7 protein-coding genes and 1 pseudogene are annotated in these 25,126 nt (G+C 75.2%); 3 read left to right on the forward strand and 5 right to left on the reverse strand.

Going from position 1 to position 25,126, the window contains the following annotated elements:
- Positions 1 to 61 precede the first annotated feature (61 nt).
- From OG946_RS01465 to OG946_RS01485, 5 genes and pseudogenes are all read right to left on the reverse strand, one after another.
- Positions 62 to 733, reverse strand: a complete 672-nt coding sequence (locus OG946_RS01465) for a DedA family protein (protein WP_326794329.1) — start codon at positions 731 to 733, stop codon at positions 62 to 64.
- Between the two features lie 97 nt (positions 734 to 830).
- The gene (locus OG946_RS01470) at positions 831 to 1,337 is read right to left on the reverse strand and encodes an allene oxide cyclase barrel-like domain-containing protein (RefSeq protein WP_047014285.1); all 507 of its coding nucleotides are present in this window, start codon (positions 1,335 to 1,337) and stop codon (positions 831 to 833) included.
- Between the two features lie 213 nt (positions 1,338 to 1,550).
- Entirely contained in the window at positions 1,551 to 3,053 is a 1,503-nt protein-coding gene (locus OG946_RS01475) for an FAD-dependent monooxygenase (protein WP_326794330.1), read from the reverse strand.
- 69 nt (positions 3,054 to 3,122) lie between these two features.
- Positions 3,123 to 7,832: pseudogene (locus OG946_RS01480) on the reverse strand (type I polyketide synthase); the annotation flags it as partial.
- A gap of 145 nt (positions 7,833 to 7,977) precedes the next feature.
- Positions 7,978 to 8,403, reverse strand: a complete 426-nt coding sequence (locus OG946_RS01485) for a nuclear transport factor 2 family protein (protein ID WP_326794332.1) — start codon at positions 8,401 to 8,403, stop codon at positions 7,978 to 7,980.
- A gap of 323 nt (positions 8,404 to 8,726) precedes the next feature.
- Here OG946_RS01485 and OG946_RS01490 point away from each other — a divergent pair, with 323 nt between their 5' ends.
- The 3 genes from OG946_RS01490 (at position 8,727) to OG946_RS01500 (ending at position 25,092) form a co-directional block, all read left to right on the forward strand.
- A complete protein-coding gene (locus tag OG946_RS01490; protein WP_326794333.1) occupies positions 8,727 to 9,629 on the forward strand; it encodes an SAM-dependent methyltransferase in 903 nt (300 codons plus the stop codon).
- 216 nt (positions 9,630 to 9,845) lie between these two features.
- On the forward strand, positions 9,846 to 14,831 hold the full coding sequence (locus OG946_RS01495; RefSeq protein ID WP_326794334.1) for a type I polyketide synthase: 4,986 nt from the start codon (positions 9,846 to 9,848) through the stop codon (positions 14,829 to 14,831).
- 40 nt (positions 14,832 to 14,871) lie between these two features.
- Positions 14,872 to 25,092 (forward strand): type I polyketide synthase, encoded by a 10,221-nt coding sequence (locus OG946_RS01500; RefSeq protein WP_326794335.1) that lies wholly within the window; start codon positions 14,872 to 14,874, stop codon positions 25,090 to 25,092.
- The last annotated feature ends 34 nt before the right edge of the window (positions 25,093 to 25,126 follow it).

Below are 25,126 nucleotides of genomic sequence, written 5' to 3' on the forward strand. Positions count from 1 at the left end.
GCTCATGCTGGGCGGCCGGGCTAAAGAGGGCCTAACCGTGGGCTGAGTGCCTACGGGCAGGTCATGCGGACTCCGCCGGGGCCTCGCGGCGCTCCCGGCGCCGGGCCCGCAGCCGGACGACGACGAACCGCGCGACGAGCACGAGGAGGATGGCGCCGACGACGGCGGTGAACCCGTTGGCGTACTGCTCCACGGTGTCGTGGCTGCTGCCGACCGCGTAGCCGACCGTGAGGAGCACGAGGTTCCACAGCAGCGAGCCGATCGCCGTGTACGCCACGAACAGCGGCATCGCCATGCGCTCGATCCCGGCGGGGAGCGAGACATAGCTGCGCACGATGGGGATCAGCCGGCCGACCAGCACGGCCTTGGCGCCGTAGCGGCCGAACCACCCCTCGGCGCGGTCGAGGTCGGACCCCTTGACCAGCGGGAAGCGGATGAAGATGGCGCGGGTGCGGCGTCTGCCGAGGAGCGCGCCGACGTAGTAGTGGAGGACGGATCCGATGACGGACCCGAGGGTGCTCCAGCAGACGAGCGCGAAGAAGTTGAGGTCACCGAGGCGCGCCGTGTACCCGCCGAGGAGCAGCACCAGCTCGCTGGGCACGGTGGGAAAGAGGCTTTCCAGGCCGGTGGCGATCGCGACCCCGGGCGAGCCGAGGCTCTCCATGAGGTCGGTGGCCCAGTTGCCTGAGCTGTCCGCGGGGGCGGCGGCCCACACCTGAGGTTCGAGGATCATCGCACTTCCCGGGCTCTGCTGGTCGGGGTCGGGCAGGAGTGACCGGCGGGGGTGTGCCCGCCGGTCTCAGCCCGTTGTTCGGCTGCGGACGGCGACGTCAGTCGCAGAGCGCGATGGAGTTGAGCGACTCGGTCTCGCTGACGAGAGTCCACGTCAGCTCGCCGACCTTGCCGGCGTAGCGGCCGCCGGTGCCGTAGGCCGGGAGCTTCTGCTCCTTGCCCGCGGCCAGTTGGGTCAGGTTGACCAGGCCCGCGACGTGGATGGTGCCGTCGTCGAGGGTGTACTCGGAGGCCGAGAACGAGTACAGCTCGCCCGTCTCGGCGTCCTTCTTGATGATGATGCCCTTGATGTCGTTGGTGCCGATGCGGTTGCGCTGGTCGTCCAGCACCGCGTCCTCGGTGATCACGACGTCGCCGACGCTGGGACCGACCGGAGCCGCGTCCTTGGTCTCGGTGGTGACCAACTGCTCGATGAAGGAGATGGTCATGCACTCGGCCTTGTGGGTGTCCGCGGCGTGGGCCTGGCTCGCGCCGATCGGCACGGTGAGCACGATGGCGGCGGCCCCGGCGGCGGTCAGCCGGGAGGGGATCTCTGTCGGGCGCACTGCTGTCCCTTCTGGTGGTGATACTGCTGGGCGAAAGCGCCGGGCCCGCTCAGCAGAGCAGGCACCGGCGCCGACGCGGTCATGCTGGTCCGTTGGCCTAAAGCCGCCCTTGCCCGGTTCTCACCTTCGGAGTATGGGCCCACGGGCCGCGGGCCGCCCGGAGAGCGCGGGGCGCGGCGCCTCGCGCGCTCTCCGGGCGCGTACCGGATCCGGTCAGGCGGTGGGGGCGCCGAACCAGGCCCGGAGCGCGATGCGCAGTTCGTCCTGGCCCCAGCCGTCGCCGTCGTGCCAGGCGACGCAGCCGTCGGGGCGCAGCAGCAGGGTGCGGGGCAACTCGGGTACGGGCTGGGCGCGGACGACCTCGACCCGGTCGGCCCAGCCGCTCTCCTCCTGCGCCGAGGCGTCACCGGACAGGTCCAGCAGTACCCCGCGGCCGGACTGCAGAGTCTCGGCGACGCCCATGTCGCCGGCCGCGGTCTTGATGCGCACCTGCGGCAGCCGGCGGCCGAGCAGCCGGTCGTCCTCGTCGCTCTTCGGCACGCCGTCGTAGGCGATGGGGACGGCCGGGCCGAGGTTGGTGACGAGCTCGGCGAGGAACACGTTCACGTCGTCGAACTTCAGGAACTCGGCCATCATCTCCCGCATGTAGCGGGCGAGCGGGCGCGGGTAGAGGAGGGCGAGCTGCGCCTGGATGTTCATACAGGCCAGCCGGCCCGCGAGGTGCCGCTCGTCGTGGTACGAGTCGAGCAGGCCCTCCGGCGCCCAGCCGTGCACCTCTGCGGCGATCTTCCAGCCGAGGTTGACCGCGTCGCCGATGGCGGTGCCGATGCCCTGCCCGTTGTACGGGTAGTGGACGTGCGCCGCGTCGCCGGCGAGGAACACCCGGCCCTTGCGGTACTGCTCGGCGTTGCGGGTGACGATCGAGTAGTGCCGCAGCCAGTGCGCCTCGGTGGCCTTCAGCTCCTTGCCGGTGAGCCGCTCGACGGCGTCGCCGAGCTGCTCCAGCGTCGCCGGGCCGTCCTCGAACTCCGGCGGCTCGGTGGAGAACTCGGCGCTGAAGACGCGCATGACGTCGGGGCTCAGCGGGGCGCCGAGGAACTGGTCGCCGTTCTCGGTGTAGGACAGGCCGTACTGCTCGCGGGCCACGTCCTCGCGGTTGATCGCGACGTCGCCGACGATGCCGCGCACGATCACCCAGTCGTCGCCGACGTAGTCGATGCCCGCGCCCTCGCGGACGACGCTGTCCCGCCCGTCGCAGCCGACGAGGTACCCGCAGCGCAGCGTCTCCTCGCCGGCGTCGGAGGCGAGCGTGACGGTGATGCCGGACCCGTCGGCGGCCTCCTCGAAGCCGGTCAGGCGGGTGGCCCAGCGCAGGTCGACGCCGAGTTCGACCGCGCGGTCGATCAGCACCTTCTCCAGCCGGGACTGCAGCACCATGTGGGTGGGCTCGCGCGGCCCCTGGACCTTCTCGAAGGCCAGACGCAGGTCCGCGAACCGCACCTCGGGGAAAGTCACCGTGCCTTCCCGCAGCCCGGCGGCCAGGCCGCGCTGGTCCAGCATCTCCAGCGTGCCCGCGTTGATCGCCATGGCCGGAGCCTCGGCGCGCTGCGCGGGGTGGACGTCCACAAGGACCGCGGGCACGTCGCGCATCGCCAGCTCGCAGGCGAGCATCAGACCGGCGGGCCCGGCGCCCACGACGACGACCGGCTCACTCATAAAGGCTCCTTCGGAAGGTACGAACGTACGTCGGTACGGGGCGCGTTGCCCGGGTCGGCGCTCGGCGCGTCACCGGGCCGCGGCCCCGGCCGCTGGTGCGGGGGAGGTCTCCCCCTCGAACGTGGTCATCAGATAGCCCGCCAGCGCCTGCGGCGTGGGGTTGTCGAAGATGGCCATCGGCGGGATCTGCAGCCCCGACACGGCCGCGACCCGGTTGCACAGTTCGAGGGCCGTGAAGGAGGAGAACCCCAGCTCGGTGAACTGGGCGTCGGCGGAGATCTCCGCGGTGTCCGCGTGCCCGAGGACCTGGGCGGCGGCGTCCCGCAGCAGCTCAAGCAGCAGTTCGGCGCGCTGGCCGGCGGGGGCGGTGTCCAGCCGGTGGCGCAGCCGCGCGGCGGCCTCGCCGAGGGGCCCGGCGCCGTCGGCTTCCGGCTCCCGGGCGCCGCCCTCCGCCGCGCCGGCGCCGCCGGCCTCGGGGACAGCACGCAACAGGGAGCCGACGGCGCCCTGTTCCGACTGCCTGACGTAGCGGTCCCAGTCGACGTCCACGAGGACGGGCGCGGCGGACCTGCCGGCGAGGGCGCGTACCACCAACCGGGCCGCGGGCGTGGGCGCCATGGGGCGGATGCCCTGGTAGCGCAGGTGCTTTCCGGCCGCGGTCTCCGCCGCCTCCGGCGCCTGCCAGGGACCGCAGGCCAGCGAGCTGACGGGCAGGCCGCGTGCGCGGTACGTGTGCGCCAGCGCGTCCAGGTGGGCGTGCACGGCGCCCTGGGCGCCGAACCCGGCCGCGCCGAGGACGCCGACCGCGGAGGAGCAGAGCACGAACGCTTCCAGCCCGCGGTCCAGGGTCAGTTCGCAGAGATGCGCAAGGGACGCCGCGGCCGGGGAGAGCAGCCGACCGATGTCGTCGCCGTCCGCGGCGCCGACGACGGCGTCGTCGAGCTCGGCGGCCGTGTGCACCACCGCGGCCAGCGGGTGCTCGGGCGCGACGGAGCGGAGGAGCGCGGCGACGGCGTCGCGGTCGGTGAGGTCGACAGGGGCGACCGCCGCGTCCGCGCCCGCCGCGCGCAACTGCGCGACCAGCGCGGCGATTTCGCCGTCCGCCCCGTCCGTCCCCGGCTCGGTGGCCAGCAGCAGATGGCGTACCCCTTCGCGTACGAGCTCCACGGCGACCTCGCCGGCGAGCGTGCCCGATGCCCCGGTCACCAGCACCGTGCCGTCCGTGGCGCGCAGCCACGGCTCGGTGGCGGCGGCGAGGTCCGCGGGCCGCAGCCGGCGGGCGAAGAGCGCCCCGGGCCGGATCGCGACCTGGTCCTCGCGGGCACCCGAGCGGTCCGCCCGGCCGGCCAGCGCCGCCCGGAGCCGGTCGCGCACGTCCCGATCGCCGGCGCCGCCCACGGGCAGGTCGGCCAAGCCGCCCCAGCGCTCGGGGTGTTCGACGGCGAACGCCTGCGCCAGCCCCCAGATCCGGGCCTGCGCGGGGTCGGCGAACGGGTCCTGGCGACCGGTCGCGGCGCCGCCCGCGGTCACGAACCACACGGGTGTCCGCGCGGCGGCATCGTCGAGCGCGTGCAGCAGCGCGGCGGACAGCTCCAGCCCGTCGGGGCCCGGCCGCGCCTGGTCGGCGAACGCCAGCAGCGACAGCACACCGGCGAGCCGGGGCCCGCAGGCGCCCAGCGCGGCGCGCAGCCGGCCGGCGAACGTCGTACGGGCCATCTCCCGTGCGACGGTAACGACTTCGGCCTCGGCCCCGCCCTCGTCCAGGGTCGTCAGCACGGTCCGTACGGCCGGATGCTCCTCGGCGCCCTCGGGGGCCAGGACGACCCAGGCGCCGTCCAGCGGGGGCGGCGTGCCGCCGTCCAGTGCCTCCCAGCCGAGGCGGTGGCCCCAGCCGCGCTGACGGCGCCAGGTGACGAGCGCGGGCAGGACGGTCTTCCACGCGGTGACGTCGGCGTCCCGCACGCCCATCGCGGACAGCACGCCGTCCAGGTCCTCGCGCTCCAGCGCGTCCCACAGCTCGGCGTCGCCGGGGCGGGCGTCGGTCGCCTTGGCGGGGTCGGCACGCAGCCAGTAGGGGCGGTGCTGGAAGGGATAGGTGGGGAGGACGGGGAGCTTGCCCGCGGTGTCGGGGAGGTGGGGGGTGAGGTCGGTGGGGTGGTGGTGGGTGTGGAGGCTGACCAGGGTGGCGAGGTGGGTGCGGGTCTCGTCCGGGAGGTGGGGGGTGCGCTTCGTACCGGACGGGAGGTGGGGGGTGAGGGTGGGGTGGGGTGCCAGTTCGGTGAAGAGGCTGATGCCGTCGGTCTCGGTGAGGTGGGTGACGCCTTGGTGGAAGTGGACGGGTTGGCGGATGTGCTGGGCCCAGTAGTGGGGGTCGTGGTGCTGGTCGTTGGTGGCGGGCTGGCCGGTGACGTTGGAGATGACGGGGATGTCGGCGTCGCCGAGGGTGTGGTGGGCGAAGAGGTCTGTCAGGTGGTCGGTGAAGGTGTCGAGGATCGGCTCGGTGTGAGCGGTGTGGAAGGCGTGCGCGACCTTCAGCGCCTTGGTACGGATACCCGCCTCGGTCAGCTCCCGGGCCAGCTCTTCGAGTGCGCCGAGGGGTCCGGCGAGGGCGGTGGAGACCTCGGAGTTGTACGCGGCGACGGCCACCTCTGCGTGCCGGTCCAGGTACGCGCCCAGGGGCTCGGGTGCGGACTGCACAGCGAGCATGCCGGTGCCGTCGGGGAGGGTGTGGAGCAGCTTCGCTCGCGTGGCGACCATGTCGGCGGCTACGGCGAGGGGCAGGGTGCCGGTGAGGTGGGCGGCGGAGAGTTCGCCGATGGAGTGGCCGATGAGCGCGGTGGGCTCGACGCCGGTCGTCTGGAGCAGCCGGTAGCCGGCCAGGTGGTGGGCGAAGAGGGCGGGCTGGGTGTAGAGCGTGGTGCCCAGCAGCTCCGCCAGTTCGCTGTCCTTCTCGGCGAACATCACCTCGCGCAGCGGTGTCCCGGTCCCCAGGTGCTCGTCGAGCGCCGCGCAGACCTGGTCCAAGGTCTCGGCGTAGGCGGGGAATGTTTCGTACAACTCGCGGCCCATGCCGGGGCGCTGGCTGCCCTGCCCGGAGAACATCACCGCCAGCCGGCCGCCGGTCTCGACCGAGCCCAGGCCGGTGACCAGAGCCGGGTGCGTGGCACCGGTGGCCAAGGCGGTGAGGGCTTCACGGAGTTCGGTGCGGTCAGCGGTGACGATGCCCGCGCGGTGCTCCAGCTTCGCCCGCCCCGACCACAGCCCGACCGCCAACGCGCCCACCTCGACGTGCGGGTGCTCCTCGACATACGACGCCAGCCGACCCGCGACCTCCGCGAGCGCAGCCGTCGTACGGGCGGAAACCACCACCGGCACCGGCGAGGGCTCGGCCTTCGCGTCGGCATCGGCAGACTGCTCGGGGCCGGCTTCGAGGATGACGTGGGCGTTGGTGCCGCTGATCCCGAACGACGAGACCGCCGAGCGCCGCGGCTCACCGGTCTCCGGCCAGGGCTGCGTCTCGGTCAGCAGCGACACATGGCCCGCGGTCCAGTCGACGTGGCTGCTGGGCTCATCCACGTGCAGCGTGGGAGGCAGCACCCCGTGACGCATCGCCTCGACCATCTTGATGACACCCGCGACACCGGCCGCCGCCTGCGTGTGCCCGATGTTCGACTTCACCGCACCCAGCCACAACGGACGCTCAGCACTGTGCTCCGCACCATAGGTCGCCAGCAACGCCTGCGCCTCGATCGGGTCACCCAGCGTCGTACCCGTACCGTGCGCCTCCACCGCATCGACCTGACCCGCACTCAACCGCGCACTGGCCAGGGCCTGCTCGATGACACGCTGCTGCGACGGCCCGTTCGGCGCCGTCAGGCCGTTCGACGCACCGTCCTGATTGACCGCCGAACCACGCAGCACCGCAAGGATCTCGTGCCCGTTACGCTCCGCGTCCGACAGCCGCTCCAGCAGCACGAAGCCGACGCCCTCGCCCCAGCCCGTACCATCCGCAGCCTCCGCAAACGGCTTGCACCGCCCATCCGGCGCCAAACCCCGCTGCCGCGAAAACTCCACAAACACACCCGGCGTCGCCATCACCGTCACACCACCGGCAAGAGCCAGCTCACACTCGCCGTTACGCAGCGCCTGCGCGGCCAGATGCAGACTCACGAGCGACGACGAGCACGCCGTGTCGACGGTCACCGCCGGACCTTCGAGACCGAAGGTGTACGCCACCCGCCCCGACGCCACACTCGCCGCACCGCCGTTGCCCAGGAAGCCGTCGAACCCGGGGGGCAGCCGGTCCATGAGCCGGGCGACGTAGTCGCTGTACATGACGCCGGCGAAGACGCCGGTCCTGCTGCCCCGCAGGCTGTGCGGGTCCAGGTCTGCGCGCTCGAACGCCTCCCACGCGGTCTCCAGCAGCAGCCGCTGCTGCGGGTCCGTCGCGGTCGCCTCCCGCGGGCTGATCTCGAAGAACGCCGCGTCGAACGCGGCCGCGTCGTGCAGGAAGCCGCCCTCGCGGGCGTAGCTCGTACCGGATCTGTCGGGGTCGGCGTCGAAGAGCCCGTCCAGCTCCCAGCCGCGGTTCAGGGGGAACCCGGAGATCGCGTCCGTCCCGTCGGCGACCAGCCGCCACAGGTCCTCCGGCGAACGCACGCCACCCGGGTACCGGCAGGCCATCGACACGATCGCCACCGGCTCCCGGTCCCCGGTCTCCAGGACGGACAGCCGCTGCTGGGCCTCATGCAGCTCGGCGGTGACCCACTTCAGGTACTCGACGAGCTTCTCTTCCTTGGACATCCGCTCTCGATCCCGTTGCGACGAAAGGCGAAGGCGCACTTTCGGGGAGTCTCGGTACGGCGGCTAAAGGGGTCCCTAAGAATCTCCGAAGCCCGGCCGCCCCCCGCCGGGCGACGACGCCTCAACTGAACCGCGCGGCGTCCGCGGCCTCGGCCGCGTCGTGCACCGCCATGTCCGTGCGGCCGCTGATGACCCGCATGTGGCGGATGAGGCCGTTGGCGCCGATCCGCATGACCGCGATCAGGGAGATGCGGACGAACTTGCCCCGCGGCACGCCCTGCGGGCGCAGCTCGGCGGTGATGGGCAGGGCGACGTGCTCGCGGTCCAGTCCCGCGACCGGCGCGCCGGGGAGCTCATGCACGCCGTACGACACCAATTGGGCGATGTGGGCGCGGTACGCGGCGCGTTCGATGAAGGTCTTGTCGCCGACCGGGTCCTCGACGTGGAGCGGGTCGGCGAAGAGGCCGAGGACGCCGTCGACGTCGCCCTCGTTGATCCGCCGGCAGTACTCCAGGGCGACTTGCTTGCGCGCGTCCTCGTCCAGCATCGGCTGTGCTCCTTCACGACGGCGGTGCGGGCCTGCCCGCGCCGGGGAGAGCATGTTCGACGCCGCCGCCAAAGCCCCGCCAAAGCGCTTGGCGCCGGCCTCGTCCCTGTCTGGCGAATCCCACCTGCGTCTGGGGGTACCGCCCACGCGCGCCCTGCGCGCTGTGGGGGACCCCGCCCAGAGGGCGGACGGCGCTATTCGCCAGACAGGGCCTAGTTCGGACCAAGGCCGTCTTTAGACGGCGCTCCTAGTTTCGCCTTTCGTCAGATGTGGATTCCGCGGCCGTCTCGGTCGGCGACCGATCGCAGAAAGGGATTGCCGTTGTGAAGCTGTCACTGTGGGAAGACTTGCGGATGCTGGGAAACCTCTTCCTGGTCCGTACGACCTCCGACCCCGAGAAGAAGACGGCACGGCTGTACGAGATGTACCCGCCGGACCGGCTGGTCGTCGAGGACACCAACTACTACAACCTCGGCTACTGGCCGGGGTGCACCAAGCTCGACGAGGCGGCACAGGCCCTCGCCGACGAGGTGGCCGACACGGCCGAGTTCAAGCCCGACGACACGATCCTCGACGTCGGCTTCGGCTACGGCGACCAGGACTTCCACTGGATCGACAAGTACGGCCCCAGCAAGATCATCGGCATCAACATCACCAAGACGCACATCCGGATCGCCACCGACCGCGCCAAGGAGCGCGGGCTGACGGACCGGATCGACTTCCGCGAGGGCTCCGCGACCGCGATCCCGCTGCCTGACAACAGCGTCGACAAGGTGGTGGCCCTGGAGTCGGCGTTCCACTTCGCCACCCGCGCGGACTTCTTCGCCGAGGCGCATCGCGTGCTGCGCCCGGGCGGTGTGCTGGTGACCGCCGACATCATCCCGATGGAGGGCGGCAAGCCGAAGGCCGACATCCGCTCGCACGCCATCAAGTGGATCCGCGTCATGATCGACGACGCCAACTGGTACCCGCGGAAGCGGTACGGCGAGATCCTGGAGTCCGCGGGCTTCGAGAGCGTCGAGGTCAGGTCCATCCGCGACGAGGTCTACGAGCCGTGGCGCGAGTACCACGTGCGCCGGCTCCAGGACCCGACGTTCAAGAGCCGGTCCAGCAAGCTCTTCTACAAGATGGTGGCCGTCGCGCACCGCGACCAGGACCTGCTGAAGGACGAGCTGACGTCCCTGGACTACGTGGTGTCCGCGGCCCGCAAGCCGCAGAAGCCGTAGCCGGCAGCCGGCCAAGGGCGCGGCGGCCGAGCGGCCACGCCATCGGTCCGCAGCCGCCCGTCTCGCCCTCCCGCGGCCCCGCGCCCCGGGAGGGCGCAGCCCGGTCGGCGCCCGCAGGCGTTCGTCGTCCCCCGTCCCTGTAGCTCCGCCGGTACGTACCCGCCGCGCGGTCCCTGCCCGCAGGCGCCGCCGGCCCCGTCTCCACGAAGGCGTTCGATGGCCAGCAGCAACGAGGAAAAGCTCCGCGACTACCTGAAGGCGGTCACCGCCGATCTGCGCCAGACCCGGCAGCGGCTCCAGTCGCTGGAGGAGCGCGACCACGAGCCGATCGCGGTGGTCGGGATGGCGTGCCGCTACCCCGGCGGCGCGGTGTCGCCGGACGCGCTGTGGGAGCTGGTGTCGGCGGGCGGGGACGCCATCGGCGAGTTCCCCGCCGACCGGGGCTGGGACCTCGAGGCGGTCTTCGACGCGGACCCGGACCGGGCGGGCACGAGCTACGCCCGCCGCGGCGGCTTCCTCTACGACCTGCCGGAGTTCGACGCCGGGCTGTTCGGGGTGTCGCCGCGGGAGGCCGCGGCGATGGACCCGCAGCAGCGGCTGCTGCTGGAGCTGGCCTGGGAGGCACTGGAGCGGGCGGGGATCGCCGCCGACGGGCTGCGCGGCTCCGCCACCGGCGTGTTCGCGGGCACCTCTGCGGCGGACTACGGACCGCGGCTGCACGAGGCGACCGCCGGCGCGGAGGGCTACGTGCTGACGGGGACGACGCCGAGCGTCGCCTCCGGGCGGATCGCGTACACGCTCGGTCTCGAGGGCCCGGCGCTGACGGTCGACACGGCCTGCTCGTCCTCGCTGGTGGCGGTGCACCTGGCCACGCGCGCGCTGCGCGCGCGGGAGTGCACGATGGCGCTGGCGGGCGGGGCGACGGTGATGTCGACGCCGGGCATGTTCGTGGAGTTCTCGCGACAGCGCGGGCTGGCGTCCGACGGGCGGTGCAAGTCGTTCTCGGACGACGCCGACGGCACCGGCTGGAGCGAGGGCGCCGGCATGCTCGTGCTGGAGCGGCTCTCCGACGCCCGGGCGGCCGGGCACCCGGTGCTCGCGGTGATCCGCGGCAGCGCCGTCAACCAGGACGGCGCCTCCAACGGCCTCACCGCCCCCAACGGCCCCGCCCAGCAGCGGGTCATCGCCCAGGCCCTCGCCGACGCCCGGCTCACCGCGCGGCAGGTCGACGCGGTGGAGGCGCACGGCACGGGTACGTCGCTGGGCGACCCCATCGAGGCGCAGGCGCTGCTGGCGACGTACGGCCGGGAGCACAGCGCGGAACAGCCGCTGTGGCTGGGCTCGGTGAAGTCCAACATCGGACACACCCAGACCGCCGCGGGCGTGGCCGGGATCATCAAGATGGTGCAGGCCATGCGGCACGGCCGGCTGCCGCGCACGCTGCACTCCGAGACCCCGTCCCGGCACGTCGAGTGGGCCGGGGGCGGTGTCGCGCTGCTGGCCGAGGAGGTCGCCTGGCCCGAGTCGGACCGGCCGCGGCGGGCGGCGGTCTCCGCGTTCGGCATCAGCGGCACCAACGCGCACGTCATCCTGGAGCAGGGCCCGTCCCCCGCGGAGCCGGCGGAGCGCTCCGGCGAGGGCGGGCCGCGTACGGCGCTGTGGACGCTGTCGGCCCGTACGGGCGAGGCGCTGCGGGCGCGTGCCGCGGAGCTGGCCGAGGCGGTACGCACCGAACAGCCACCCGCCGCAGGGGACGTGGGCTGGTCGCTGGCGACCACGCGGGCGGCGTTCGACGAGCGGGCCGTGGTGCTGGGCGGCGACGCCGCCGAGCTGGCCGAGGGCCTGGCGGCGCTGGCCGCGGACCGCGGCTCCCCGCGGGTGGTGCGCGGCAGCGCGGTGTCCGGCGCGGCGCGCCCGGTGTTCGTCTTCTCCGGGCAGGGCGCGCAGTGGCCGGGCATGGCCGTGGGGCTGTGGGACTCCGAGCCGGTGTTCGCCGCGTCGATGGAGCGCTGCGCCGCTGCCCTCGCCCCGTACACGGGCTACGCGCTGCGCGAGAAGCTGACCGTCCCCGCGGACGACGCCTCGTGGGAGCGGGACGACGTCGTACAGCCGCTGATGTGGGCGGTGATGGTCTCGCTCGCCGAGCTGTGGCGCCACCACGGCGTGACGCCGGCGGCGGTCGTGGGCCACTCGCAGGGCGAGTTCGCGGCGGCCGTGGCCGCGGGGGCGCTGTCGCTGGAGGACGGCGCGCGTCTGGTGGCCGTACGCAGCCGGGTCGTGCACGCGCTCTCCGGGCACGGCTCGATGGCCTCGGTGTCGCTTCCGGTCGCGGAGGTGGAGAAGCGGCTCGCGGAGACCGGCGGCGATGTCGGTGTCGCGGCCGTCAACGGCCCGTCGGCGACGGTCGTCGCGGGCGTCGACGCGGACGTGCGGGCGTTCATGCGTGACTGCGAGGAGCGGGGCGTACGGACGCGGACCGTGCCCATCGCGTACGCCTCGCACTCGCCGCTCGTCGAGCCGGTGCGCGAGGAGATGCTGCGCGAGCTGGCGGCCATCACCCCGCGGGCCGGTGAGGTGCCGTTCTACTCCACCGTCACCGGCGAGCCGATGCCGACCGAGTCGCTGGACGCCGCGTACTGGTACCGCAACCTGCGCTCCCCCGTGCTCTTCGCGCAGACCGTGGAGCGGCTGATGGACTCGGGGCACACCGTGTTCCTGGAGATGGGCCCGCACCCGGTGCTCGTGCCCGCGATCGAGCAGGTCCTCGACGCGACGGAGACCGAGGGCCGGGCGCTGGGCACGCTGCGCCGCGACGAGGACGGCGAGCCGCGCTTCAAGCAGGCGCTGGCGGAGGCGTACACGGCCGGTGTGGTGCCGGACTGGCAGGTGCTCTTCCCCGGCGCCCGCACGGTGCCCCTGCCCACGTACCCGTTCCAGCGCCGCCGCTACTGGCTCGCGGACCGCGACGACCGCGCTCCGCGGGCGGCGGAGGCCCGCGCGGGCGGGTCCGACGAGGCGTTCTGGGCACTGGTCGAGCAGGCCGATACCGAGGCGCTGCGCCGGGAGTTGCCGGAGGTCGGCGAGGACGCGCTGCGCGCGGTGGTGCCGGCGCTGCACCGCTGGCGCTCCCGGACCCGTACGGACGCGGCGCTCGCCGGCCACCGCTACGAGATCGGGTGGCGCCCGGCCGCGGAGCGGCGGACGCCGGGGCCCGAAGGGCACTGGCTGCTGGTGACCCGTACGGGGGCCGCCGGGCGGCTCGGCGCCTGGGCCGACGCGGCGGGTGCCTCGCTCTCCGCCCGCGGCGCCAAGGTGACCGTGGTCGAGCTGGACGAGCGGGCCGACGACGAACGTGCGGACATCGCACGGCGGTTGTCGGCCGCGCTGGCCGGCGAGGCGGTCGACGGCGTGCTGTCGCTGCTGCCGCTGGACGAGCGCCCGCACCCCGGGCACGCGGCACTGCCGTCCGGCGTCGCAGGGCTGCTGGGGCTCGTGCAGGCGCTGGCGGGGCTGGGCGTCGCCGCGCCCGTCTGGTCGCTGACGTGCGCCGCGGTGAACGCCCTGGACGACGACGTGCTCGCGCACCCGGAGCAGGCGCAGACATGGGGTCTCGGCCGGGTGGTGGCGCTGGAGCAGCCGCAGTTGTGGGGCGGCCTGGTCGACCTCCCGGAGCGGCCCGGCGACGAGGACTGGCTGCGGCTGTGCGCGGTGCTCGCGGGCGGGGCGGGCGACGAGGACCAGGTGGCGATCCGGCCCGGCGGCCTGCGCGTACGGCGGCTGCTGCCCGCGCCGGCGCCCGCGGACGGCCCGGCGTGGCAGCCGGGCGGCACGGTCGTGGTCACCGGTGGCTCGGGCTCGCTGGCGCCGCACCTGGCGCGCTGGCTGGCCGACGGCGGCGCGGAGCACCTCGTGCTGGCCAGCCGCCGCGGCCCCGACGCGCCCGGCCACGCGGCGCTGGCCGCTGAACTCGCCGGTCGGGGCGTAGGGGTAACGGCGCTGTCCTGCGACCTGACCGACCGCGACTCCGTGCGCGCGCTGCTGCGGCAGGCCGCGGAGGTGGGCGGACCGGTGCGCGCCGTGGTGCACGCAGCGACCTCCACCCGGCTGGAGCCACTGGCCGACGCCACCGCAGCCGGGGTGGCGGAGGTGCTGGCCGCCAAGACGCTCGGCGCGGTGCACCTGGCCGAGTCGATGGATCCGGACGGCCCCGCGGAGCTGGTGTTCTTCTCCTCCATCGCCGCCGTCTGGGGCAGCGGCGAGCACGGCGCGTACGCGGCGGCGAACGCCTTCCTCGACGCGTACGCGCAGCAACTGCGCGGCCGGGGGCGGAAGGTGACGTCTGTCGCCTTCGGCGCGTGGCGCAGCGAGGAGCTGCCGGAGGGCCTGGACGAGGCACAGTTGGAGCGGCAGGGCCTGCCGCTGCTGGACCCGGATCTTGCGCTCGCCGGCCTCGGCCGGGAGGTGGCGGGCGCGGGCGGCGGGCGGCCGGTGACGCTGGTCGACGTGGACTGGGAGACGTTCGCCCCGGTCTTCGCCTCGGCCCGGCCCCGGCCGCTGCTGGACGAGATCCCCGCGGTACGGGGCGCGCTGCGGCGCTCCGCGGCGGCGGGCGGAACCGGCGCGGCGGACGGCGGCGACGCCGGGGAGCGGCTGCGGAAGCTGGCCGGGCTGCCGGAGGCGGCGCGCGGGCGCGAGGTGCTGGACGTGGTGACCGCCGAGGTGGCCGCGGTGCTGGGCCACGGCCCTGCCGACCGGCCCACGCCGATGCGGACGTTCAAGGAGCTGGGCTTCGACTCGCTGACCGCGGTGGCGCTGCGCAACAGGCTGCGCGCGGCGACGGGCCTCCCGCTGCCGGTGACGCTGGTCTTCGACCACCCGAGCCCGCAGGCCCTCGCCCGGTTCCTGACCGGGCAGTTGGGCGCGGCCGGCGAGCGGCCGGCGCCCGGCTCCGTACACGAGGAGCTGGACCGGCTGGCCGCAGCCCTGGACGCGGCGCCCGTCGAGGGTGCGGAACGCGCGGCCGTACGCGACCGGTTGCAGGCGCTCGCCGCCGCGCTGGCCGGCGGCGGCACGGCGGCGGCCGGGCCGGACGAGGACGACGACGCGGACCTCGACGACGCCAGCACCGACGACCTACTCAAGATCATCGACGACGAGTTCGGCCCGGCGGAGCCGGGACCGACGGCATCGACCACCGGCTGACCAGCGCCGGAGCGGCACACGGAGAGGAGCAGTTCCGGCCATGGCCGAGGAAGACAAGCTGCGCGACTACCTCAAGCGGCTCACCGTGGACCTGCGCCGCACCACGCGCAGGCTGCGCGAGGTGGAGGAGCAGCGCCGGGAGCCGGTGGCGGTCGTCGGCATGGCCTGCCGCCTCCCCGGCGGCGTACAGAGCCCCGAGGGGCTGTGGGAGCTGCTGCGGGACGGCCGGGACGCCATCTCCGCCATGCCCGCGAACCGGGACTGGCACCTGGACGACCACTTCGACCCGGACCTCGGCGGGCCCGGCACCTCGTACGTGCGCGAGGGCGGCTTCCTGGACGACATCGCCGGCTTCGACGCGGCGTTCTTCGGCATCTCGCCGCGCGAGGCGCTGGCCATGGACCCGCAGCAGCGGCTGCTGCTGGAGCTGGCGTGGGAGAGCGTGGAGCGGGCCGGGATCGACGCGCACGCGCTGCGCGGCTCCCGTACGGGCGTGTTCGTGGGCAGCAACCCCACCGAGTACGGCGGGCTGCTCGGCGACGCCGCCGCGCAGGTGGGCGGGCACCTGCTCACCGGCACGGTCCTCAGCGTGCTGTCCGGCCGGCTCGCGTACACGCTCGGGCTCGAAGGCCCGGCCGTGAGCGTGGACACCGCGTGCTCCACGTCGCTGACCGCGGTGCACCTCGCCGTGCAGGCGCTGCGCCGCGGCGAGTGCACGATGGCGCTGGCCGGCGGGGCGACGGTGTTCTCCACCGTCGGTCCCTTCACGGAGATGAGCCGGCAGGGGGTGCTGGCCGCCGACGGACGCTGCAAGGCGTTCGGCGCGGGCGCCGACGGCATGGGCATGTCCGAGGGCGGGGGCGTCGTGCTGCTGGAACCGCTGAGCGCGGCCCGCCGCAACGGCCACCGCGTGCTCGCCGTGATCCGCGGCAGCGCCGTCAACTCCGACGGCTCCTCCAACGGGCTGACGGCGCCGAGCCGGCAGGCCCAGGAGAAGGTGATCCGCGCGGCCCTCGCCGACGCCGGGCTCGGCGCCGCAGATGTCGACGCGATCGAGGCACACGGCACGGGCACGGAGCTGGGCGACCCGATCGAGGCGCAGGCGCTGCTGGAGGTCTACGGCCGCGGCCGGGCCGCCGCGGGGGCGCCGCTGTACCTCGGCTCGGTCAAGTCGAACATCGGGCACACGCAGGCCGCCGCGGGCGTGGCCGGGCTGATGAAGCTCGTACTGGCGCTGGAGCACGGGGAGTTGCCCCGTACGCTGCACGCCGACGCACCCAGCCCGCACGTCGACTGGGACCCGGCGACGCTCGCGCTGCTCGGCGAGGCGCTGCCGTGGCGCGGCGGGGAACGCGCCCGCAGGGCCGCGGTGTCGGCGTTCGGGATCAGCGGCACCAACGCGCACGTGATCCTGGAGCAGCCCCCGGCCGACGAGCCGGAGCAGGCATGGGCGGCGGCTGCCGGCGGTCCCGCAGGACCGTGGCTGGTCTCCGCCGCCACCGCGGACGGGCTGCGCGCCCAGGCGGCCCGGCTGGCCGGCCACCTGCGCTCCCGTCCGGAGCTCTCCGTCGACGCGGTGGGCCACGCGCTGGCGACCTCCCGGGCCACGCTCGGGCACCGCGCGGTGCTCCTCGGCACCGACCGCGGCGAGTTGCTGGGCCGGCTCGACGCCCTCGGCCGCGGCGACGCCGCCGCCGGGCTGGTCACCGGCGTGCAGCAGAGCGGGCGGCTGGCGCTGATGTTCTCCGGGCAGGGCAGCCAGCGCCCCGGTATGGGGCGCGAGCTCTACGAGGCGTTCCCGGTCTTCGCCGAGGCGCTGGACGAGGTGTGCGCGGCGCTCGACGCACATCTCGACGTCCCCGTACGCGAGGTGATGTTCGCCGCCGCGGGCACCGAGCGGGCGGCGCTGCTGGAGCACACGCTCTACACCCAGCCCGCGCTGTTCGCCGTGCACACCGCGCTGGCCCGGTTGCTCCGGTCGTGGGGGGTGCGGCCCGACCACCTCATCGGCCACTCCGTGGGCGAGTTGTCGGCCGCGCACGTGGCCGGGGTCTTCCCGCTCGACGTCGCCGCGGACATGGTCGCCACCCGTGCGAAGCTGATGGACTCGCTCCCCGAGGGCACCGGCATGCTCGCCGTACGGTCTGGACCCGAGCCGCTGGCCGGGCATCTGGAGCGGCACGCGGGGGTGGAGATCGCCGCGTACAACTCCCCGGCCGCGACCACGCTGGCCGGGCCGCTCGACGCGCTGGACGCGCTGGCACGGGAGTTGGCGGACGCCGGGATCCGCGCCAGGCGGCTGAAGGTGGCGCACGCCTTCCACACCGCGCACACCGAGCCGGTCCTCGACGCCTTCGCGCGCCATCTGACGGACCTCTTCGAGCGGCAGGCCCCGGGCGAGGCGGAGATCCCGGTCATCTCCAACGTCACCGGTCTGCCCGCGACGGACGGGCAGCACCACGACCCCGCGTACTGGGCCGAGCACATCCGCCGGCCCGTCCGCTTCCACCAGGGCGTCGCCGGCCTCGCCCGCCTGGGTACGACGACGTACCTGGAACTGGGCCCCGACGCCACCCTCAGCACCCTCACGCAGGCGGTGCTCGACGAGGCGGACCCGGCACAACCGGGCGGCGAGCCGGCCGTGGTCACCTCTGCGCTGCGCCGCGACCACCCCGAGGTCCCCGCCCTGTTCGCCGCGGTCGCCCGGCTGCACGTGCACGGCACCGAGGTGGACTGGCGCCCGCTGCACGGCGAGGGCCGGCCGGCCGAGCTGCCGACGTACGCGTTCCAGCGGCGGCCGTACTGGCTGCGGCAGGCGCGTCCGGCCGCCGGCCAGCCGGGCGTACGGGTCACCCGGCACCCGCTGCTCGGCGCGGTGCTGGAGACGGCGGACGCCGAGCGGCCGGGAGCCGTGTGCACCGGCCGGATCAGCGCGCGTACGCCCGGCTGGCTGGCGGACCACGTGCTGGGCACCACCGTGGTGCTGCCGGGCACGGGCGCGGTGGAGATCGCGCTGTGCGCGGCGCGGCACGTGGGCTGCGCGCGCGTCGAGGAGCTGACGCTGCGCCAGCCTGTGGTGCTTCCCGCGGAGGGCGCGCTGCAGCTCCAGGTGGCGGTGGACGCCCCCGACGCCGACGGCCGCAGGACCCTCTCCCTCTACGGCCGCCCCGAGCCGGACCCCGCCGAGGCGGCCGGGGACACCGCCGATCTCGCCGGGGACACCGCGTGGACGCTGCACGCGACGGGCGCGGTGGCGCCCGACGCGGGGGCGGCCCCGGGTGCCTGGGACGGCACGGCCTGGCCGCCGCCTGGTGAGCCCGCCGCGGTCGTGGACGACCTGTACGACCGGCTGCACGAGCGCGGGATGCGCTTCGGCCCTGCCTTCCGATCGCTGCGCACGGTGTGGCGCGACGGCGAGCACCTGTATGCCGACCTGGCGCTGCCCGAGGCGCAGCACGCGGATCTCGACGAGTACGGCATCCACCCCGCGCTGCTCGACGCCGCGCTGCACACCGTCGCGTTGCTTGACGATTCCGGGACGGAGCTGCGGCTGCCGTTCGCCTGGTCCGGCGTCCGGCTGCTGGCGCGGCCAGGCGCGGCGGCGCTGCGCGCCCGGGTGACGCCCACCGGCCCGGAGACCGTCGCCCTGGACCTCGCCGACGCCGCGGGCACGCCGGTGCTGCGGGTGGACGAGGTGGCGCTGCGGCCGGTGCCCGCCGACAGCCTCGGCGCGGTGTCCGCCGACCCGTTGTACGGGGTCGAGTGGCGGCGGCTCGACCCCGCGCCGGAGGCGGCGGACGGCGGTGAGCTGTGGGAGACGGACCTCGACGCGTTCGCCGCGGGGACCGTTCCCGAGCGGGCGGGCGTGGTCGTCGTACGGTGCCCCGGCGCGGACGGTCCCGACGACGCGACGGCGGAGAGGGCGCGTACGACCGTCGCCCGGATGCTGGCCGCCGTGCAGCGGTGGCTGTCCGACGACCGCTTCGCCGACAGCCGGCTCGCCGTGGTCACCCGCGGCGCGGTCGGCGCGGACGCGGCCGGGGACGTACCCGCGCTGGAGTCCGCCATGGTGTGGGGGCTGCTGCGCTCGGTGCAGTCGGAGCACCCGGACCGGATCGTGCTCGTCGACGACGACCCGGCGGAGCGGCCGGCGCTTCCCGTCGCGGACGCGGTACGGGCCGCGCTGGCGGCCGGCGAACCGCAGCTCGCGATCCGCGACGGCGCCCTCCTCGCCCCACGCCTCACCCGGATCGTGCCGGAAGGACCCGCGGCCCTCGACCCCGAGGGCACCGTTCTGGTCACCGGCGCGAGCGGCACGCTCGGCGGGCAGGTCGCCGCGCACCTCGTCTCGGCCCACGGCGTACGCCGCCTGCTCCTCGTCAGCCGCCGCGGCGAGGCCGCCCCCGGCGCCGGCGAGCTGCGCGCCGAACTCACCGGACTCGGCGCCGAGGTGGCCTTCGCCGCCTGCGACGTCGCCGACGCGGACGCGCTCCGCGAGGCGCTGGCCCGGATCCCGTCGGAACACCCGCTGACCGCCGTGGTGCACGCGGCGGGCGTGCTGGACGACGCGACCGTCGGCGAGCTGACGCCCGCTCAGCTCGACGCCGTGCTGCGGCCGAAGGCGGACGGCGCCTGGCACCTGCACCGGCTCACCGCGGAGCTGCCGCGGGTGGCCTTCGTGCTGTTCTCGTCGTTCGCGTCCGTGGTCGGCACCCCCGGCCAGGCCAACTACGCCGCCGCGAACAGCTTCCTGGACGCCCTCGCGCAGCACCGCCGCGCTCGCGGGCTGCCCGCCGTCAGCCTCGCCTGGGGTCTGTGGGAGCAGGGCGGCATGGGCGGGGGCCTGGACCGGGCGGCCCGGGCACGCATCGCCCGCGCCGGCGTACGCGCCATGCCCGCGAGCCGGGCGCTGGCGCTGCTGGACACGGCGCTGCGCAGCCCCGTCGCGCTGGCCGCCCCCGTGGTCCTCGACCGCCGCGCACTGCGCACGCAGTCCCGCGCCGGGACGCTGCCCGCCGTACTCCGCACGCAGGCACCCGCGCCCGCCGCCCCCGCCGAGGGGGCCGCCGTCACCTCGGCCCCGGCCGCCGACCCGCTCGCCGGGCTCGCCGCGCTGGGCCGCGCCGAGCAGGACCGCACGCTGCTGGCGCTCGTACGCCGCACCGCCGTGCTCGCGCTCGGCCTGCCCGAGGGCGAGTCGGTGAGCCCGGGGCAGACCTTCCGCGACCTCGGTTTCGACTCGCTCACCGCGGTCGAGATGCGAAACCAGCTCAGCGCCGCCACCGGCCGCCGGCTGCCCGCCACCGCGGTCTTCGACCACCCCACGCCCCAGGCGCTCGCCGACCATCTGCGCGCGGAGCTGCTGGAGTCCGAGGAGGCCGCCGCCCCGGCCGCGCCGACGGCCGCCGCCCGCGCGGGCGACGACGACCCGATCGCCGTCGTCGCCATGTCCTGCCGCTACCCCGGCGGCGTGGACTCCCCCGCCGACCTGTGGGACCTCCTCAGCCGGGGCGCCGAGGGCACCAGCACGTTCCCCGAGAACCGCGGCTGGGACATCGACGCGATCTACGACCCGAGCGGGGAGCGCCCGGGCACCACGTACACGCGGGCCGGCTCCTTCCTGCACGACGCCGACCGGTTCGACGCCGAGTTCTTCGGGATCTCGCCGCGCGAGGCGGCCTCGATGGACCCGCAGCAGCGGCTGCTGCTGGAGCTGTGCTGGGAGGCCGTCGAGGGTGCAGGCATCCCCGCCGACGAGCTGCGCGGCTCCTCGACCGGCGTGTTCGCGGGGATCATGTACAGCGACTACGGCGGCCGGCTGCTGCTGCGCACCCCGGCGGAGTACGAGGGGTACGTCGGCAACGGCAGCGCGCCGAGCGTGGCGTCGGGGCGGATCGCGTTCACCTTCGGCTTCGAGGGGCCCGCGCTGACCGTCGACACGGCCTGCTCGTCGTCGCTGGTCGCACTGCACCTCGCGGCGCAGTCCCTGCGCAACGGCGAGTGCACGCTGGCGCTGGCCGGCGGCGCGACCGTGATGTCGACGCCCGCGGTCTTCGTGGAGTTCTCCCGGCAGCGCGGCCTCGCCCCGGACGGCCGCTGCAAGTCCTTCGCGGACTCCGCCGACGGTACGGGCTGGGGTGAGGGCGCCGGGGTGCTGCTGCTGGAGCGGCTGTCGGACGCCGAGCGCAACGGACACCAGGTGCTCGCGGTCCTCCGCGGCTCCGCGATCAACCAGGACGGCGCCTCCAACGGCCTCACCGCCCCCAACGGCCCCGCCCAGCAGCGCGTCATCCGGCAGGCCCTGGCCAACGCCCGGCTGACCGGCGCCGAGGTGGACGCCGTCGAAGCGCACGGCACCGGCACGACGCTCGGCGACCCGATCGAGGCGCAGGCGCTGCTGGCGACGTACGGCCGCGAGCACTCGGCCGAACAGCCGCTGTGGCTGGGCTCGGTGAAGTCCAACCTGGGGCACACACAGGCCGCGGCCGGCGTCGCCGGGGTCATCAAGATGATCCAGGCCATGCGGCACGGTGTGCTGCCGCGCACGCTGCACGTCGACGAGCCGTCGCAGCACGTCGAGTGGGACGCGGGCGTCGTCTCGCTGCTGACCGAGGAGCGGGAGTGGCCGCGCGCCGGGGCCGGCCGGCCGCGACGAGCGGGTGTGTCCGCGTTCGGCATCAGCGGCACCAACGCGCACGTCATCCTGGAGGAGGCGCCGGCCGTCGCGCAGGAGGCGCCGGCCGAGCCGTCGCAGCCGGCCGGGGCGGCGCTGCCCTGGCTGGTCTCCGGCGCGACCCCGGAGGGCCTGAGCGCCCAGGCCGCCCGGCTCGCCGAGCGCGTCCAGGCGCGGCCTGAGCTGAGCGCGCCCGATCTGGCGTGGTCGCTGGCCTCGCGGCGCACCGCCCTGCCGTACCGCGCCACCGTCCTCGGCCGCGACCGTACGGAACTTCTCGACGGCCTGCGCGAGGTGGCGCAGGACCGGAGCGCGCCCGGCGTGATCCGTACCCGGAGCGAGCAGCGGCCCGGCGGGCTGGTGTTCATGTACTCGGGGCAGGGCAGCCAGCGCCCCGGCATGGGGCGCGAGCTGTACGAGGCGCTTCCGGTGTTCGCCGAGGCCCTGGACGAGGTGTGCGCGGCGCTCGACGTGCACCTCGATCTCCCCGTACGCGACGTGATGTTCGCCGACGCGGCCGACGACGGGTCCGCGCTGCTCGACCAGACCCTCTACACCCAGACGGGCCTGTTCGCCCTGCACACGGCGCTCACCCGGCAGCTCCGGGCGTGGGGTGTGCAACCGGACCACCTCATCGGCCACTCCATCGGCGAGGTGACCGCCGCGCACGTCGCGGGCGTGCTCTCCCTCACCGACGCGGCCCGGCTCGTCACGGCCCGCGCGCGGCTGATGAACGAACTCCCCCACGGCACCGGTGGCATGCTCGCCGTGCAGTCCGGCCCAGAGGCTCTGGCCGAGCACCTGGAGCGGCACGGGCGGGCGGAGATCGCCGCGTACAACTCCCCCGCCGCGACGGTGCTCGCCGGACCGGCCGACGCGCTGGCCGCGCTCGCCGGGGAGCTGGACGCGGCGGGGATCCGCACCCGCGGGCTGAAGGTGAGCCACGCCTTCCACTCCGCGCAGATGGACCCCGTGCTGGCCGAGTTCACGAGCATCGCGGGCGGGCTCACGTACCGTGCGCCCGACCTCCCGGTGGTGTCGAACGTCACCGGAGCCGCGGCCACGGCCGACGAACTCACCGACGCCGCGTACTGGGCCGAGCACATCCGCCGCCCTGTCCGCTTCCACCAGGGCCTCGCCCACCTCGTCGGCGAGGGCGCCACCACCTTCCTGGAGATCGGCCCCGGCGCCACCCTGACGGCGCTCGCCCGGGCGGTTCTGCCGGGCGAGGGCGACGCCGCGGCGATTCCGTCGCTGCGCCCGGCCCGCAAGGCCGGGGACGGCGATGCGCCGGCGCCCCCGTCCGACGAGCCCACCGCGCTCCTGCACGCCATGGGCGAGCTGCACGCGGTCGGCGCGGGCCCGCGGTGGACGGACGTGCTGCCGCGCGGACGCACGGTCGAGCTGCCCACGTACGCCTTCCAGCGCCGCCGCCACTGGATCGACCCGGTGGAGCCCGCCGCTGCGGCCCCGGCGGACTCCGGCCTGCACTACCGGACGTCCTGGGCGCGCCTGCCCCGGGGCGGCGGCGCCGTGCTGGACGGCACCTGGCTGCTCGCGGTGCCGGCCGGCGGACGGGCCGGGGAGTGGCCGGAGTTCTGCGCGACGGCGCTCAGGGATGCCGGGGCGCAGGTCGCCGCCGTCGAGATCGCCGCGGGCACGGAGCGCGCGCCGCTCGCCGAGCAGCTCGCCCGCCGGATCGAGGAGACCGGGCAGCCGCGGGGGATCCTGTCGCTGCTGGCCGTACGCGCCGACAACGCGGGCAGCGCTGACACCGCCGGGACCACCGCTGACCCGGCCGCCGACGGCGTACCGGAGGAGCTGACCGCGACCGTCCTCCTCACCCAGGCACTCGGCGACGCCGGCGTGACCGCCCCCCTGTGGGCCGCCACCAGCCAAGCCGTGTCCGTGGGCGACGGCGACCCGCTCGGGAACCCGGAGGCCGCCCTGGTGTGGGGCTTCGGCCGGGCCGCGGCGCTCGAAGAGCCCGCGCGCTGGGGCGGGTTGATCGACCTTCCGGGCACGCCCGCCGGCCTCGACGCGCGCGGGCGCGCCGAGCTGGCCGGCCTGCTCGGCGGCGCGCCGGACGGCTCCGGCGCGCCCGCGGAAGACCAGATCGCGCTACGGGCCGACGGGCCGCGGGCGCGGCGGCTGAGGCGTACGACGCCCGCCCGCAAGGCGGACGCCCAGTGGCCGCCCCGCGGCACCGTCCTCGTCACCGGCGGCACCGGCGGACTCGGCGCCCACGCCGCCCGCTGGCTGGCGGCGAACGGCGCCGAGCACCTGCTCCTCGTCAGCCGCCGGGGCCCCGCCGCCCCCGGCGCCGACGAGCTGCGCAGCGAACTCACCGGACTCGGCGCCGAGGTGACGATCGCCGCGTGCGACGTCACCGACCGGGCGGCCCTCGCCGCGCTGCTGGCCGGCGTACCCGAGGAGACCCCGCTGACCGCGGTGCTGCACGCGGCCGGCGTCAGCGCGGACCGCGGGCTCGCGGATCTGGACGCCAAGCACTTCGCCGAAGTCCTGGGCCCCAAGTCCCTCGCCGCCCGCCACCTGCACGAGCTGACCCAGGACGCGGACGGCAGCAGCCGGCTCAGCGCCTTCGTGCTCTTCTCGTCGACCGCCGGCGTGTGGGGCAGCGGAGCGCAGGGCGCGTACGCCGCGGGCAACGCCTACCTCGACGCGCTCGCCGAGCACCGCCGCGCCCGCGGCCTCCCGGCCACCGCGGTGGCCTGGGGCGCGTGGAGCGGCGAGGGCATGGCCGGCGACGGGGAGAGCTCCCGGCGGCTGCTGCGCCGCGGCATCCGCGGCCTCGACCCGGGCGCCGCGGTGGCGGCCCTGGCCGAGGCCGTACGGGCGGACGAGGCCCCGACGACGATCGCCGACATCGACTGGTCGGCGTTCACCCTCGCGTTCACGTCCCGGCGGCACAGCCCGCTGCTCGGCGAACTCCCGGAGGCGCGCGCGGTGCTGGGCGCGCGGGAGGAGGCCGAGCCGGAGGCCGCGGGCACCGACGCCGCCGCGCGGCTGCGGTCGCTGCTGGCGGGCCGTACCCGCGAGGAGCAGCAGCGCGAGCTGCTGGACCTGGTGCGTACGGAGGTCGCGGGCGTGCTCGGGCACGCGTCGGCCGACGGCGTACGGCCCGGGAAGCCCTTCAACGACCTGGGCTTCGACTCGCTCACCGCCGTCGAGCTGCGCAACCGCGTCAACTCCAGGACCGGGCTGCGGCTGCCGACGACCGTCGTCTTCGACTACCCGACGCCGGATGCCCTCGCCACCTGCCTGCGCGAAGAACTCGGCGGCCCCGACGCCGCGGGACAGTCGATCCTCGCCGACCTGGCGCGGCTCGACGGTGCGCTGAGCGGCGCGGCGCTGGCGGACGAGGAGGTGCGGCGCCAGGCCGGGGAGCGGCTGCGGACGATGCTCCAGCGGCTCGACGGATCCGCGCCGTACGGGGCGGAGAACGGCCACGCGGCGGGCGGCGGCCCGGGCGGCGGGGCCGCCGGCGGCGAGGCGGACAGCGACCTGGAGTCCGCGTCCGTCGACGACCTCCTCGACATCATCCAGACGGAGTTCGGCAAGTCATGACGCCCCCCGCCCGTACGCCCCTGAACCACCCGGT

Origin of the sequence: Streptomyces sp. NBC_01808, from assembly GCF_035917395.1 — a bacterium.
In the GTDB taxonomy this organism is placed as follows: domain Bacteria; phylum Actinomycetota; class Actinomycetes; order Streptomycetales; family Streptomycetaceae; genus Streptomyces.